The organism is Paenibacillus sp. J31P190 (assembly GCF_059692075.1).
This window is the reverse complement of the sequence record NZ_JCAUAS010000007.1, coordinates 162834-178325: the sequence shown is the minus strand read 5'-3', so window position 1 is coordinate 178325 and position 15492 is coordinate 162834. Positions and strand designations below refer to the sequence as shown.

Annotated in this window: 10 protein-coding genes; 9 read left to right on the top strand and 1 reads right to left on the bottom strand. The window is 43.2% G+C overall.

Annotation, left to right across the window (positions count from 1 at the left end):
* The first annotated feature begins 4 nt into the window (after positions 1 to 4).
* The 4 genes from AC58U0_RS15530 to AC58U0_RS15515 all read left to right on the top strand — a co-directional run bounded on the left by AC58U0_RS15530 (position 5) and on the right by AC58U0_RS15515 (position 7780).
* On the top strand, positions 5 to 1552 hold the full coding sequence (locus tag AC58U0_RS15530) for an ABC transporter substrate-binding protein (RefSeq protein WP_497379839.1): 1548 nt from the start codon (positions 5 to 7) through the stop codon (positions 1550 to 1552).
* Positions 1553 to 1656: 104 nt separating this feature from the next.
* On the top strand, positions 1657 to 4185 hold the full coding sequence (gene bglX / locus AC58U0_RS15525) for a beta-glucosidase BglX (RefSeq protein WP_497379931.1): 2529 nt from the start codon (positions 1657 to 1659) through the stop codon (positions 4183 to 4185).
* Positions 4182 to 6668, top strand: coding sequence for a glycoside hydrolase family 3 N-terminal domain-containing protein (locus tag AC58U0_RS15520; RefSeq protein WP_497379838.1), 2487 nt, complete (start codon positions 4182 to 4184; stop codon positions 6666 to 6668). Before bglX ends, AC58U0_RS15520 begins: the two co-directional genes overlap by 4 nt.
* A 611-nt stretch (positions 6669 to 7279) precedes the next feature.
* On the top strand, positions 7280 to 7780 hold the full coding sequence (locus tag AC58U0_RS15515; protein ID WP_497379837.1) for a hypothetical protein: 501 nt from the start codon (positions 7280 to 7282) through the stop codon (positions 7778 to 7780).
* Between the two features lie 122 nt (positions 7781 to 7902).
* On the opposite strand, the gene AC58U0_RS15510 is transcribed toward AC58U0_RS15515, so the two are convergent.
* On the bottom strand, positions 7903 to 8946 hold the full coding sequence (locus AC58U0_RS15510; protein WP_497379836.1) for a LacI family DNA-binding transcriptional regulator: 1044 nt from the start codon (positions 8944 to 8946) through the stop codon (positions 7903 to 7905).
* 546 nt (positions 8947 to 9492) lie between these two features.
* Here AC58U0_RS15510 and AC58U0_RS15505 point away from each other — a divergent pair.
* The 5 genes from AC58U0_RS15505 (at position 9493) to AC58U0_RS15485 (ending at position 15454) form a co-directional block, all read left to right on the top strand.
* Entirely contained in the window at positions 9493 to 10428 is a 936-nt protein-coding gene (locus tag AC58U0_RS15505; RefSeq protein ID WP_497379930.1) for an ABC transporter permease, read from the top strand.
* Between the two features lie 18 nt (positions 10429 to 10446).
* On the top strand, positions 10447 to 11328 hold the full coding sequence (locus AC58U0_RS15500) for a carbohydrate ABC transporter permease (protein WP_261305079.1): 882 nt from the start codon (positions 10447 to 10449) through the stop codon (positions 11326 to 11328).
* Positions 11329 to 11376: 48 nt separating this feature from the next.
* Positions 11377 to 12978: an ABC transporter substrate-binding protein gene (locus AC58U0_RS15495; RefSeq protein ID WP_497379835.1), complete on the top strand. Its 1602-nt coding sequence runs from the start codon at positions 11377 to 11379 to the stop codon at positions 12976 to 12978.
* Between the two features lie 79 nt (positions 12979 to 13057).
* Positions 13058 to 14548: a glycoside hydrolase family 32 protein gene (locus tag AC58U0_RS15490; RefSeq protein ID WP_497379834.1), complete on the top strand. Its 1491-nt coding sequence runs from the start codon at positions 13058 to 13060 to the stop codon at positions 14546 to 14548.
* Positions 14549 to 14578: 30 nt separating this feature from the next.
* Positions 14579 to 15454 carry an ROK family protein gene (locus tag AC58U0_RS15485; RefSeq protein ID WP_497379833.1) on the top strand — a complete coding sequence of 292 codons (876 nt, stop codon included), beginning with the start codon at positions 14579 to 14581 and terminating at the stop codon, positions 15452 to 15454.
* Positions 15455 to 15492 lie beyond the last annotated feature (38 nt).

Here is a 15492-nt window from a genome sequence, read left to right as displayed (position 1 = left end):
CAAAATGAAAAACAGACGGAACAAGTTATCTTTCGTCCTGGTAGTTGTTATGCTCTGCACGATTGTCTTGTCGGCATGCGGGAAGGACAAGGACAACTCACAGACAAGCAGTCCATCCCCTAACACGACGAGTGACACGTCCAGGAAAGACTTGAAAGAAGTCACGCTTAAGATGATTCTGCTCGGTGACAAGCCGGCTGATGCTGATCTTGTCTATCAGGAGTTAAGCAAAATGGCGAAGAAAGATATCAATGCCAACATTGAAGTTACGAACCTGTCATGGGGCGAATGGTCGCAAAAGTACCCTCTCCTTTTCTCTGCCGGTGAGGATTTCGACCTGATTTACGCCTCAAGCTGGACAGACTATGGGGGTTATGCCAGAAAGAACGGATTTTTGGAGCTGACAGGGGAGCTTCTGTCCAAGAATGCGCCAGTAACTTGGGAGAAAACGCCGAAAGATGCTTGGGAGCAAGCCAAAGTTGACGGCAAGGTCTATTTTGTGCCGCAGGCGGTGCAAGAGAATGGGGCGATCGGATTCATGCTGCGCGGAGATTTAATGAATCAATATAATGCGCAGCCGGTTAAAGACATGGCAGGGTTGGATGCCTATTTAACGGCGATTGCCAAGAACGATCAAGGGATTACTCCATTTGCTTACCATTATGAATCAGAAAATTTCTTCATAAATTTGTTCGATCCGAATCAGAATGCAGCTGACAACCAAGGGACGTCATCGAATCTGAGCTATAACGCATATAGCAAAGAAGGAATGCAAGCTAAGGAGTATTACAAGACCGAAGCCTACAAAAATTATGCAAACACTATGTTCCGCTGGCAGCGAGCCGGCATTATCTCGAAAAATGCATTGTCGCAAAAAGAAAAATCATATGAGCTGTTTAAGGCTGGGAAATCCGCGGTGGCTATTTCGTCACTTGATCAGATTTCAAACATAGCCATAGAAGTTGGCAAAGCTCATCCGGAATGGAAGACTGAAATATTCATTCCGCAGAGAACCGTCGTTCCTTCCAGTTATACGCAAAATGGAGTCGCCATCAACGCTCGTTCGAAAAACCCCGAGCGTGCGCTCATGTTCCTTGACCTATTGAAATGGAATCAAGCCTACTCGGATTTGACCTGGTACGGAATTCAGGGCAAGCATTGGGAGCCTGCCGGCGACAACCGATTCAAAGCGCTCGCAGATTCTCCCAAATATCCGCCGGGATCGAATGACCCTTGGGGATGGCGCGGACCGAACGAAAGATGGAGCGTCGAATCGCCCGACGAAATCGTCAAAGAATTGAAGGATTATCGGATGAAAACACACAAATACCCATATGGATATAATTTTAGCTACAGTGACGCCAAAGTGAAAAACGAAAGTGCAGCGATTAGCAATCTCGTTACACAATATATGAATCCGGCCAGCGTCGGTCTCATCGATTATGAAACGGCTTATGCGAAATTTGAATCGGCTGCCAAAAAAGCTGGTTTGGACAAAGTGCTGCAGGACCTACAGGTGCAGCTTGATGCTTACAAGGCAAAAAATCCATAAACTAAATCCAAGCCTGACAACCCAAAAAGACCCGCAGCAGTTTGTACGCTGCGGGTCTCTATTAAGATTAAGATCCAAATAACATGAGGAGTGAGTTGAATCGTATGATCGGCACATGGCACTTTCTGCATCAAACCCCACAATCCAGAATTAAAATGCAGTTTATCATTGAAAAAAAAGAAGACTACGCGTTATCCGTTTTATTGGAACCATATCCGTTCCCGATCGGCATTGATACATTGAAGGTCGAAGGAAATGTTCTTCGGGCCAAAGGGACATCGCCTTTTGTACCGGGTGAGTGGTTTGAAATGGAATTGACCTTTGAACAGCAGGAATTTCAGGGCAAGATCAAGTTGCCCTATCAGGACGAGTTTCTGGTGAACGGCGCGAAAGGAACTGGCCCGACTCTCGAGGAGATGCTAATTTCTGAGGTTGCACCGTATCGGAAACATGATGTGAAGCAAAGGGACAGTGAAGAGATCCGCTTAGCTGTAGAAGGTCTCCTTAGTAAGATGACAATTGCCGAGAAAATCGGTCAAATGAGTCAGTGTATGTCTACAAACATCTCCCTTGGAACAAACATTGAATCCGAGTCGCCGGAGAAATTGATCGAAGAAGGTCGTGTGGGCTCTGTACTTGCGGCAGTAAATAGCTACCGCGTGTTCGAGCTGCAGAAAATTGCAGTGGAACAATCCCCGAACGGTATTCCATTGTTATTTAACTTCGACGTTATCCATGGGTTTCAGACGATTTTTCCCGTGCCGCTCGCTTGGTCCTGCAGTTGGGATTTGGAAGCTATTCAAGAAGCTTGCGCGATTGCTGCGAGGGAAGCGACTGCAAGCGGAATTACGTATAACCACGGCCCAATGGTGGATATTACAAGAGATCCGCGATGGGGCAGGGTCGTGGAAGGGGCGGGGGAAGATCCTTACTTGGGAAGCTTGATCGCCAGAGCCCAAGTAGAAGGCTATCAAGGTAACAGCTTACATCACCCAGAGACACTCCTTGCTTGTTTAAAGCATTTCATCGCATACGGTGCCGCGGAGGCAGGACGCGATTACAATACGGTAGATCTTTCAGAGGGCACCCTGCGGAATGTTTACTTGCCGCCCTTCCAAGCAGGGATTGAAGCCGGCGCCGGGTCTGTGATGAACTCTTTTAATACGTATCAAGGGATTCCAGTTGCAGGGAATCGGTACCTTCTTAAAGATTTGTTGAGAGATGAGCTAGGTTTTAACGGAATTTTGATTTCCGATTATGGTGCCATTGAAGAAATCGTGGCGCATGGAAATGCAAAAAACAATAAAGAAGCGGCCAAAAAAGCCCTTGATGCAACCATGGATATCGAAATGGTGACCCGTTCTTATGATTATTTGCATGAGTTAATAGAGCAAGGTCTCGTTAGGGAAGAGCAATTGGACGAAGCCGTACGGCGCATCCTGACATATAAGTATAAGATCGGCATAATGGACGACCCATTCCGTTACGTTCGGCCGGAGAAGGAGCAGGAGTACCACTTCCATGAGAGTCACCTGGAGGCAAGCCGAAATCTGGCGCGTAAATCCATCGTTCTGTTGAAGAATAATGGAGTCCTTCCGATAGCAATCAAGGAAAACAAGGTGGCGGTGATTGGACCGTTCGGCGATAGCAAGGACCTTCTAGGACCTTGGCAGTGGTCCCGATATGCGAAAGAGACCGTTACGATCCGACAAGGACTAGAGGAACAAGGCATTCCGGCGACGCATCTATTGCTTGAAATGGGATGTAAGGTGGAGGAAGCCATTGAAGGGGGATTGGATCGAGCGATCGCGGCGGCAGAACAAGCCGATCTCGTCATTCTTGCGCTCGGAGAGAGCAGTGAAATGTCAGGTGAAGCTGCATCCCGTATGGACATTCATTTGCCGAGGGTACAGCAGGAGCTCGCGGAGGCTATGGTTAAGACAGGCAAACCTATCGTTCTTGTGTTGACCAATGGACGGCCTTTGGTGTTGGATTGGTTCGAGCGCCATGTCGATGCCATCGTAGAGACATGGTTCCTGGGATCTCAAGCCGGGCATGCCATAGCCGATGTGCTCTTCGGCAGCTATAATCCAACTGGCAAGCTGACGATGAGCTTCCCCGCACAGATCGGGCAAGTGCCTGTCTACTACAATCACTTTAAAACCGGGAGACCGGTGACGGAGAGCAATAAGGGTCAGAAGTTTTACTCGAGATATATCGACGGCGACAATGGGCCTCTGTATCCTTTTGGTTTCGGACTTAGCTATGCGACATTCGAGTATTCGGACATTCGATTGTCGCAAACGCAGATGAACGCATCCGAGACGATCATCGCCAGCGTGACGGTCACCAATACGGGTACGGTAACAGGTGAGGAAACCGTTCAGCTGTACATCCAGGACCTTTACGGCAGCGTGGTTCGTCCGGTGAAGGAGCTTAAAAGGTTTAGAAAGGTGACCTTGGACGTTGGGGAAGCGCAAGAAATCACGTTCAACATTGCCGTAGCAGATTTGGCATATTGGAACGCGGAAATGATGTATGCAGCTGAACCAGGAGAATTCAAGGTTTATATCGGATCGAGTTCCCGTGACGTGAAAGAAGCGTCATTCGAATTAGAGGAGGAAGAAAAATGATCTATAAAGATTCAAGCAAGTCCATTCTTGATAGAGTCGAAGATTTAATGAGAAGAATGACATTGAAGGAGAAAGTAGCCCAGTTAACCTGTGCCAATTCATACGGAGGTGAAAGTGTTTATGATACCAGATACGAAAAACTAAAAGATGGGATTGGAACAATAAGTTATTTGAATGATTCCCTAACAGGTGACAATAAAAAGGATAAGGAAACGATTAATAGCATACAAAGGTTTCTAGTTGAAGAAACGAGATTAGGTATTCCGGGGCTGTTTCATAGTGAAGGGATAGCAGGTGCGCAGATCCCCGGTGCAACTACTTTCCCGCAGTCTATTAATCTCGCTTCTACCTGGGATCAGGACTTAGTGAGAAAGATGGGTGAGGTAGTCAGAAAACAACTTAGGGCCTATGGATTTAGGGCTGTACATTCACCCCTTTTCGACTTGGGTCGGGATCCGAGATTCGGAAGAATCGGCGAAACCTACGGGGAAGACCCCTATTTAGTTGCGCAAATGGGCGTAGCTTTTGTTAAAGGCATACAGGGTGATAATGAAGTCATGGCTACCGCTAAGCATTTTGTAGGTTATGGTAATGCTGAAGGGGGAAGAGGCGGCGGAGAACAGCAAATAGGCGAGAGAAAATTATTGGATAGTTATTGCTTCCCCTTTGAAGCGGCTATTCATGAGGCAAACGTGAAAGCAATAATGAATAGTTATGGGATTTTAAATGACCAGGCAGTGTCTACGTCAAAATGGCTTCTTACAGACATTCTAAGAAACAAGCTGGGATTTACCGGGCTGGTTGTAGCTGACTATGGCAGTATCACGCATGCAAAATTACGGTATAGAGTGGCAGAGGATCATAAAGAAGCAGCGATACAGGCACTCAAAGCGGGACTAGATGTAGAACAACCTGGCAATCAATGCTACCAGTACTTGGTGGAAGCGGTTGAATCGGGCGAAATCGATGAGGCATATATAGACATTTCGGTAAGACGGGTGCTTGAGACCAAATTCACATTAGGACTATTCGAAAACCCTTATGAAGAAGGCGATTTCTTTTATGAAATCAGTAAAGCGGAGAATGCAGAATTATCACAAGAGATTGCTGAGAAATCGATGGTGTTGGTAAAAAATGAGGGCACTATATTGCCGCTCAAAAAGAACCTGAAGATAGCGCTAATCGGCCCCAACTCAGACACCAAAACCAACTTCTTTGGAGGATATTCATCGGTTGGATCCGCAAGCACAAGAAGCAGTGATTTCGACAAATCCGAAGAAGACAGCTTCCTGAGATTGCTTTACACAGGGACTATTACCGACAACAAAGAGTCGTTAAAATCGATTGGAATTGAATTTGAGGACCAACCAACCCCTGAGCAAAGAGAAATCATCATGAATATGATCAGCGAGAATCTGGCTGTCGATGCTTCCTCGAAACGAGTCTATAAAACGAATGAAGAATTCGTTGAGATGTTCTATCCGAATTGTAAATCGCTAAAAGATGTTTTGGAGGAGGAGCTTGGGAAGGATCATGTACATCACGCCGAAGGCTGCCATATTTCCAAGGCCATTGGCGGGGGGATTGAAGCAGTAAAATCTGCGGTACAACAGGCAGATATCGTAATTGCCGTATTAGGCGGTAAAGAAAGCATGATTGATCCTGAAGCGACTTGCGGTGAAAATAAAGATAACATCAACATTGGTCTTGAAAGACCACAACTTGAAATGATGGAAGAAGTATTTAAGCTGAATAAACCTGTTATTTCAATTATCATAGATGGCCGGCCAATAGCTACACCGATTGTAAGCGAAAATAGTAAAGCAGTGCTATATTCATGGCTTCCGGCACAGTCAGGAGCTGAAGCCATTGCAAATATCCTTACAGGAAAAACAAATCCTGGTGGTAAGCTTCCGGTGACCATTCTCAAAGAAGCAAGTCAGATCCCCATGTATAACAGCAGATTGCCGCTCTATGTTGAAATTAATGAGTGGGCTGAATATATTGATAACAGTAAAAATACACCCTTGTATCCATTTGGACATGGATTAAGTTATACGCAATTTGAATTCTGCGACTTGGAACACGACTGCATAGTTCAGGCAGACGGAGAATTGAACATAGAATTTATGCTGAGAAATGCGGGACAGGTTGCCGGCGATGAGGTTGTTCAGGTATATATCCGGGATAGAGTGAGCAGTGTTGCAAGACCTGTTAAGCAACTGGTTGGATATGCTCGGGTTAACTTGGATGTTAACGAAACAAAGAAGGTTGCTTTCAAGGTGAACATGAAGCAACTGGCATTTCATGACTTGAATATGGATCAAGTTGTGGAACCGGGGAAGATGGATGTGTTTATCGGTGCTTCATCCCAAGATATTCGTTTAAAAGGAAATTTTGAGATTACTGGTGAAAAACTTATTGTTGAACGAAAGGCATTTTCGTCGGAGGCAAAGATTGCTGCCTCTCGGGCCGTTTCGTAACCCCAATGATTACTCTGAATTTCTTGGTGTCATTCGATTGGACATTTCGGTAGACGCAGTCATCGATATTCTAACCAACGCTGCCCCCATTCGGAACAGCCTTGATAGAAGATGGGAAAATGGAAGGATATATCTTCCTTATCAAACGAACTTTTCCTACTACCTCAAACCTTAAATGAAGTCGTTAAATGCACATCAACAAGTCGTCAAAACAGCAGATTAGGATTCGTAATTTTGATATTCTCTTAGCATAGTCCTATTGATAAGTATTCAGGGTTTAGGAATAATAGTAAATAATACCGGACTGCCGAGCAAACTTTCGGCAGTCCTTTTAGATTAAGACGGAGGGGGCTTTTTATGGCATTACGATTACCCAATATTACACGGAACTCCATTCGCTTTAAACTGGTTGTCGGATTATTGCTTGTTACAGTCCCCTATTAACGCTGCTTATTTACAATAATTATTATAGTATTGGAGTCGTACGCAACCAAGTGGCACTCTCCATTAAGAATTTAATTTCCTTATATATGGCCCAGATCGACTCACAACTGGAGGATGCGGATCGCAATGTGTATAGTTTGGCGGCGGTTAATTAAGATTTACAATCTTTGAATAGTCCTAATTCTGAAGATGAGTATCAGATGGCCAAATACAGTATATCCGTTAATTTGAGCAATAATATTATTTTGTATAAATCTGTTGATGCTTTTTTTGTCTACAACCATCAACGTCAGGATTTACTTGATATCTTCCGTTCTACAGTTCCCTATTCGGATAGAAGTGAGGTTGAAAAGTTCCTGCAGCAATATTTAGACGATCTCACGAAATCTTCTGAGAATGTGGCTAACCGATGGATGGTTCAAAAGATCGGACTAAACTATTATATTTTGCGTGTTATGAAAACAGGTGCCCTGTACATTGGTTCATGGCTGATCAACAACCGCGTTAATCGAATTATCAGCGATGTGGCTGCTTACTCCAATAGAGATGAGCAATTCTTACTAGATGCTTTACAACAAGGCAAATCCCTTAATCAAGCTGCTTCTTTGGACCAAGGTAAGTTGTATGAACAATTAATAATCAAGAACTTCAATTCGAAGTTTCCTTGAACCACGCAACAAAGGAAGAAGCAGATAAGTACTACACGGAAGATGCGTCCAAAATTTCGGATATCAAAAACCGCTGCACCATTCATAGGGGGCAGCGGTTTATTGTTTTATGGCTTCATAAATTACGATTCGTTTAACTTACCCGTAGATTCACGAAATATCGGCTTCGTTTGTACGTGAGTAATTTGAGGAGGCTTGAGAGGGTTCTCAACCCTGGACAACAATATTTCAGCAGCCAGGATTCCTATTTCCTCTCTGAATATATGGATTGTTGTCAAATGAGGTTCTACGATCTGCGACTCAGGAGAGTTATCAAAACCGCAGATAACAATATCCTCTGGTATTTGTACATTCTTATTTTTTAATATCCTCATCACGTTAATGGCGATAAAATCATTCGCACAAACAAATGCAGTCGGAAGGTTGTTCATGTTATCCAACCGATTCTCTAACCATTTAGGATCCGCAATATATCGATCTTCTTCAACTATGCTAAATAAAGGGTCGAGCTGTAAATGAGAGTCTAGTAATGCCCTGTTAAATCCAACCCATCTTTCGTTGAAACTTTTACAATGATTGTAATCGCCAATAAAGCCAACGCTTGTATAACCATTATCGATTAATTTCTTTGTCATATAATAAGAACTTTGTTCGTTCTCCATTAGAATAATATCTGCATGAAGTTCTGAATAAAAGATATCCGCTGTGGAATCTATAAAAATGGCTGGGATTCCCAAGGAATTGATTAGTTGGGTGTATTTCTTGTCAAATAACTCAATACAAACGATTCCGTCTACTTTTTTAGTGTCGAAATTATTAGGCAGCACTAATGAAGAAATGTCCGATTCTCTAACAATGTGAATGGATAAATTAAAACCATCGGAACTGATTTTTTTCTCAAGCCCGCTTAGCGATGAAGCGCCAAAATGACTATTGCTCGGCATATTTGATGTTAAAAGTGCAATGTTACCCGTATTTTTGGTGGTTAACGTGTCCGTATCTATAAGAGCAAACTGTTTATAATTTAATTCAATCGCACGTTTTAATACCTTATTTCTTGTTTCTGCAGGAATACTTTCACTTCCGTTAAGAGCTTTAGAAACGGTATTCCTAGATAGCCCCAAGGAGTCCGCGATATACTGTATGGTAATTTTTTCTTTACTCATGTGCTTACTCCTTTGCGAACAACATCAGTCCTCAGATCAATGAATGATTAGTTTGAACTAAATGTATAATATTATAAATAAAATGTCAATTCATAAAGTTACAAATGAACAAATATCCGTCTAATAATTAGTGCATTTGCAAAGTGACAATAATGTTGCATTTAAATTAATTTGTATAAACAAATGCACATTCATAATTGTGCAAATGAATTTTAGTGCAATAGAAAAATACGCAATTAAATCTGTTTTTTCTTTGGGAATAAGAGAAAAGCATGAAAAATGAACGGATTTTTCGAATAATATTATGGATTTGCACTTTTAGTAGTTTTCATATGAACAAAAATAATTCAAAATTTTGTTGACAAAATTAAGTGTTGAGAGTAAATTTGTAAATGTGGTCGAAAAGATAAGGAAAGAATGTAAGCCCTTACTTCTAAGGGTTTTCATGTGAAAGTCACGGTTCTATCTCGAAAAAATATGCAAATGAATAATTTTATGGATATTGAGTTAGGGGGTACTATCTTGCAAGAAATAGCAGAAGTTGACATGAGAGCAGCCAAACAGAAAAGCAATACATTTATAAGTAAAATCGATTATATGAGGAAAAATCCTTTTCTGTACCTATTGATGGCACCAGCCTTCATCCTGACGATCATATTTAAGTACGTGCCCATGTACGGGGCGGTCATTGCTTTTAAAGACTTTAGTCCGAGCAAAGGGATTTTCGGCAGTGAATGGGTAGGATTAAAACATTTTACGAAATTTTTAACCTCACCCAATTTTGAAGTCATTTTCATGAACACGCTGAAACTTAGTGCTTACGGTCTCATTCTTGGTTTCCCGGTTCCCATCTTATTAGCGCTCATGCTGAATCAATTGCGTAAAGCTGGTGTTAAAAAAAGGATTCAGTTGGTCTTATATGCGCCAAACTTTATATCCGTTGTCGTTGTTGTCGGGATGCTATTCGTCTTCTTATCGCCGGTAGGGCCGATTAATAAGATTCTAACCCTGATTACTGGCCATCCTATTAGTTTTATGTCAGACCCGAATTATTTTCGAACGCTTTATATTTTATCTGGCATTTGGCAGGGAGCGGGCTGGTCATCGATTATTTATGTAGCTGCATTAGCCGGTGTTGACCCTGAGCTCCATAATGCTGCAACCATTGATGGAGCTAACCTGCTGCAAAGAATAAAACACATAGACTTGCCTACGATTAAACCGGTTATGGCAATCGTATTCATTTTAGCTGCCGGCGGCATTATGGCAATTGGATTTGAGAAAGCCTATTTGATGCAAACGGCCATGAATATCCCGACTTCAGAGATCATTCCAACCTATGTATATAAAATTGGTTTGCAAGCAGGAAATTACGCATATTCCTCAGCGGTTGGTCTATTTAACTCCGTTATTAATGTCGTTTTACTTATCCTCGTTAATGTTGTCGTGAAGAAATTAAATGAAGGTGAAGGCCTCTATTAAAAGAAAAGGAGATGCCGTATGAATTTTAAGCCTACTAGATTGGACCGTTTTATTCTGACTATCAATTACATTCTATTGTTCTTTGCTGTATTGATCGTTGTAGTTCCCTTAATTTATGTAGTCGTGGCATCGTTTATGGAGCCGACTGCACTGTTAAATAAAGGGATCTCCTTCCATCTTGCGGATTATAGTGTTCAAGGGTATAAAGTCATCTTATCGAATCATGCGATGATCCGGGGGTTTGTAAATGCTCTTTTTTACTCCGTCGCATTTTCTTTTGTTACCGTCGTTGTCTCCATTTTTGCCGGCTACCCTTTATCGGTTGCAGGTTTCGTAGGTAAAAAGTTTTTTACAATCCTGTTTGTCATCACCATGTTTTTCGGCGGCGGGTTAATTCCAACCTATCTGGTGATAAAAAACTTGGGAATGTTAGATACAGTATGGGCGATCATCCTACCAACGGCTGTAAATGTTTGGAATATTGTTTTGGCAAGGACCTTTTTTAGTGGAATTCCGAATGAATTGAACGAGGCAGCCAAGGTCGATGGCGCATCTGAGGTGCGTATCTTCTTCAAGATTGTTCTCCCTCTATCTAAACCAATTATTTTCGTATTAGCTCTATATGCATTCGTAGGTCAATGGAATTCTTATTTCGACGCGTTAATTTATTTGAAGAGTGCTAATTTGCTGCCTCTACAGTTGGTTTTAAGATCTATCTTAATTCAGAATCAAGTAAATCCTGGTATGATAGCGGACCAATTGGCTATGGCAGAACTGAAACGGCTATCTGAGATCATTAAATATTCGTCCATTGTCATTTCCAGTCTACCGTTACTTGTTATGTATCCTTTTTTCCAAAAGTATTTTGAAAAGGGTGTCTTGGTCGGTTCATTAAAATAATGGATCGGCAAGCATATAGATTTTCCAAAAAAAAGGAGGGTTATTTTTATGAAACATTCCCAAAAGGCATTATTCATTTCTCTGGCGGCATTATTGGCAGTAACGGGGTGCACAAGCAGCAAAGAATCAGGCGAGCCAGCAGCATCAAGCGCTGCCCCAGGTACAACAGCGAAACCCGCTTTGAAGTTTATGACACAAAGCTCACCGCTAGCTCCCGAAGATCCTAATAAAAAGGTGATATTCCAACGTCTAGAAGAAAAGACGGGAATACACATTAATTGGGAAAACTATCCGTGGGATTCGTTTGCGGAGAAAAGAAATTTAGCGATTGCCAGCGGTGACCTTCCTGATGCGATTTTCGATGCAGCCTTGGGTGACTACGATTTGCTTAAATTGGCAAAGGACGGAACCATTATTCCTCTCGATGACATTATTGAAAAACAAATGCCAAATTTCAAGAAGGTTTTGGAGAAAGCGCCGCAATATAAATCGATGATTACGGCCCCAGATGGCCATATATATTCATTCCCATGGATTGAGGAGCTGGGCGCGGGTAAGGAAAGTATCCATTCGGTCGACGATTTTCCTTGGATTAATGTGGAATGGCTAAATAAGCTAGGCTTGAAAATGCCTAAAACGACCGAAGAATTAAAACAAGTTTTGATTGCTTTTAAAACAAAAGACCCGAACGGTAATGGAAAAGCGGATGAAATACCTATGTCCTTTATTAATAAAACCGGCGGAGAAGACTTAGCTTTCTTATTCGGCTCCTTCGGTCTGGGTGAGAACTGGGACCATACGGTTGTCAGTGATGATGGAAAGGTTATTTTCACATCTGCTGATAATAGCTTTAAGGAAGGCGTCAAGTTTCTAAATGAATTATATAAAGAAGGTTTAATGGATGTTGAAGCGCCTACGCAGGATTGGAATACCTATTTAGCCAAAGGAAAAGAAAATCGTTATGGTTTGTACTTCACATGGGATAAGGGAAATATTACGGGCATGAATGATAAATATGACCTTATGCCTGCGCTTGAAGGGCCGAATGGCTGGAAAAACGTAACGAGAACGAACGGAATGGGCTTCGATAGAGGGAGAATGGTTATCACCAAAACAAATAAAAATATCGAAACAACGGCAAAATGGATTGATTCCCTATACGATCCAACTCAATCCGTACAAAACAACTGGGGCACTTATGGGGATAAAGCGCAGCAAAATATCTTTGAATTCGATGAATCTAAAAAAATGCTGAAACATTTACCGTTGAACGGAACGTCTCCTTGGGAATTGAGACAGAAAACCTTTGTTGGCGGACCATTGGCGATTTTGGATTCTTACTATGGCAATGTTACGACGAAGCCAGACGATGCGGCATGGAGATTGGACCTAATGAAAAAAGTGATGGTCCCGGACATGAAGGCTAAAAATATTTATCCAAAAGTGTTCTTCTCACTGGAAGAATTGGATCGACTCTCTGCGATTGAAACAGATATGTTTGCCTATGTACTGAGAAAACGGACCGAGTGGATTCAGAATGGGAAAATTGAAGCGGAATGGGCTGGTTATTTAAAAGAATTGGACCGTCTGGGTCTACAAGATTGGTTGAAGATTAAACAAGCAGGTTACGACAGAAACGTAAAAAAATAAGTTTTTTTATAAGACCGCCGGAGCGGATCGAGTATGAAGGTTACGCTCCGTTTTTTTTAAAATAGAGGGAGTGGAAGAGATGTCAACTATTCTGTATAGAGAAAAGTACCGGCCACAGTTTCATTTTACGCCGCCGGCTAAGTGGATGAACGATCCAAATGGAATGGTATATTTCGATGGGGAATATCACTTGTTTTATCAGCATTATCCAGAAGGTACAACCTGGGGACCGATGCATTGGGGACATGCGATCAGTACGGATTTGACCCATTGGGAGCATCGCCCGATTGCGTTAAAACCTGATCAAAATGGTTTCATATTCTCCGGTAGCGCAGTGGTGGATTGGGAGGATACCAGCGGATTTTTCTCCGGAAAGCCTGGTCTGGTTGCTATTTTCACCCACGCGGACCATTATCCTGATTCCGAACGACCGAGACAGAGGCAAAGCCTTGCTTATAGTTTGGATAAGGGCAGAACGTGGGTGATGTATGAGGGGAATCCTGTGTTGTGCAACGAGCAAATAACGGATTTCCGGGATCCTAAAGTATTCTGGCATGCTTCAAAGCAGCAGTGGATCATGGTGCTTGCAGTGGAAGACCGTGTTCATTTCTACACGTCTTCCAATCTAAAGGAATGGTCATTTGCAAGTGAGTTCGGTGCCGCAGAGGGCTCACATGACGGAGTATGGGAATGCCCGGACTTAATAGAGCTACCGATAGAAGGTCATGCTGAAGAAACGAAATGGATGCTGATCGTCAGCATCGGAGATCATTCACAGATGGCTGAAGGCTCAAGGACACAATATTTTGTTGGGAACTTTGACGGAAGTACATTTACGAACGATGCTTCTCCTGAAACCGTATTATGGTTAGATCATGGGAGAGATAACTATGCCGGTGTAACATGGTCGGATGTTCATAGATCGGATAAAGGAAAACTGTTTATCGGCTGGATGAGCAATTGGAAATATGCAAATCTCACCCCGACAACCAATTGGAGAAGTGCGATGACGCTGCCTCGGGTGTTATCCCTGAGGCAGGTGCCATCTGGAATCCGCTTGGTTCAAAAGCCTGTGACGGATTTGCAGAAGCTTCGGTTAGAAGAGCGGATTTGGGAAGAGGTTACAGTTAACCCCGGTCAAAATATACTTTCGGACGCGCAAAGCGACATCTATGAGCTCGAATGTGAAATCGATTTGGGTGAAGCATCGGAAGTCGGTTTTAAGCTAAGGAAATCGGAGCGGGAAGAAACGGTAGTCGGCTACAATACCGCTACGCAGACATTGTTTGTTGATCGATGTAACTCCGGTGAATGCGGATTTCATGATGCTTTTGCTTGTAAGCATGATGTACAAATGGAGCTTCAAAACGGACGGCTCAAGCTGCATCTTTTTGTCGATAATTCCTCCGTTGAAGTATTTGCGAATGACGGGGAGACGGTGATTACCGATCAAATTTTTCCGGATCCGTCCAGTACAGGTTTGGAACTGTATGTGCTTGATGGAAAGGCCAAGGTCATTTCTCTAGCACTTCATTCATTGAATTCGATATATTCGGCAGTTACAGTATAACAAAGTGACGATGATTGTGAGGGAATCGAATTGTTATTAGGTGCTATCGAAGGCGGCGGGACAAAGTTCGTATGCGGGATTGGTACGGCAGATGGTGAAATCCTTGACCGGATCTCTATCCCAACAACGACACCAGAAGCTACGCTCGGTAATGCGATGGATTTCTTTGCATCAAAAGAGATACAAGCGATTGGAATCGGAACCTTCGGACCTATCGATGTGAACCCGCAGAGCCCGGCTTTTGGTTCTGTAACAAGAACTCCAAAGCCGCACTGGAGCGGTTATCGGATCGTGGAGCATTTGAAGCGGTACCTTGACATCCCTATTGGTTTTGATACCGATGTGAATGCAGCTGCCTTGGGGGAAGCAACATGGGGGGCTGCAGCAGGAATGAACAGCTGCTTGTACATGACGGTCGGAACCGGGATCGGTGCGGGTGCAATTGTTGAAGGCAAGCTCGTTCATGGTTTGTCCCATCCGGAAATGGGGCACATTCTTGTACGGCGGCATCCGGATGACAGCTATGAAGGACACTGTCCCTTTCATAAAGATTGTTTGGAGGGACTGGCGGCGGGACCGGCGCTGGAGGACCGGTGGGGCACGAAGGCGTTTGAACTTGGATATACGCATTCTGCTTGGGAAATGGAAAGTTACTATATTGCCCAGGCGCTGGTCAATTACATTCTCACACTTTCTCCGGAGAAAATCATCCTCGGCGGCGGTGTTATGAACCAGTCCCGCTTATTCCCGCTTATACGCGAACAAGTTCGTAAACTGTTGAACGGCTATGTACAGCATCCGGCTTTTTCAGAGGACAACGATAGTTACATTGTACAACCCGCTCTAGGCGGCAACGCTGGCCTTTGCGGTGCCCTGGCCTTGGCTAAGCAAGCCTTGGATATTTAGAATTGCGATATCAAGAAAATACCGAAAAGTACCTCTAG

Bases quoted from the DNA above. Each gene is read 5' to 3' on its own strand.
- AC58U0_RS15530 (WP_497379839.1), top strand. From the start codon at position 5: ATGAAAAACAGACGGAACAAGTTATCTTTCGTCCTGGTAGTTGTTATG.
- bglX (WP_497379931.1), top strand. From the start codon at position 1,657: ATGATCGGCACATGGCACTTTCTGCATCAAACCCCACAATCCAGAATT.
- AC58U0_RS15520 (WP_497379838.1), top strand. From the start codon at position 4,182: ATGATCTATAAAGATTCAAGCAAGTCCATTCTTGATAGAGTCGAAGAT.
- AC58U0_RS15510 (WP_497379836.1), bottom strand. From the start codon at position 8,946: ATGAGTAAAGAAAAAATTACCATACAGTATATCGCGGACTCCTTGGGG.
- AC58U0_RS15505 (WP_497379930.1), top strand. From the start codon at position 9,493: ATGAGAGCAGCCAAACAGAAAAGCAATACATTTATAAGTAAAATCGAT.
- AC58U0_RS15500 (WP_261305079.1), top strand. From the start codon at position 10,447: ATGAATTTTAAGCCTACTAGATTGGACCGTTTTATTCTGACTATCAAT.
- AC58U0_RS15495 (WP_497379835.1), top strand. From the start codon at position 11,377: ATGAAACATTCCCAAAAGGCATTATTCATTTCTCTGGCGGCATTATTG.
- AC58U0_RS15490 (WP_497379834.1), top strand. From the start codon at position 13,058: ATGTCAACTATTCTGTATAGAGAAAAGTACCGGCCACAGTTTCATTTT.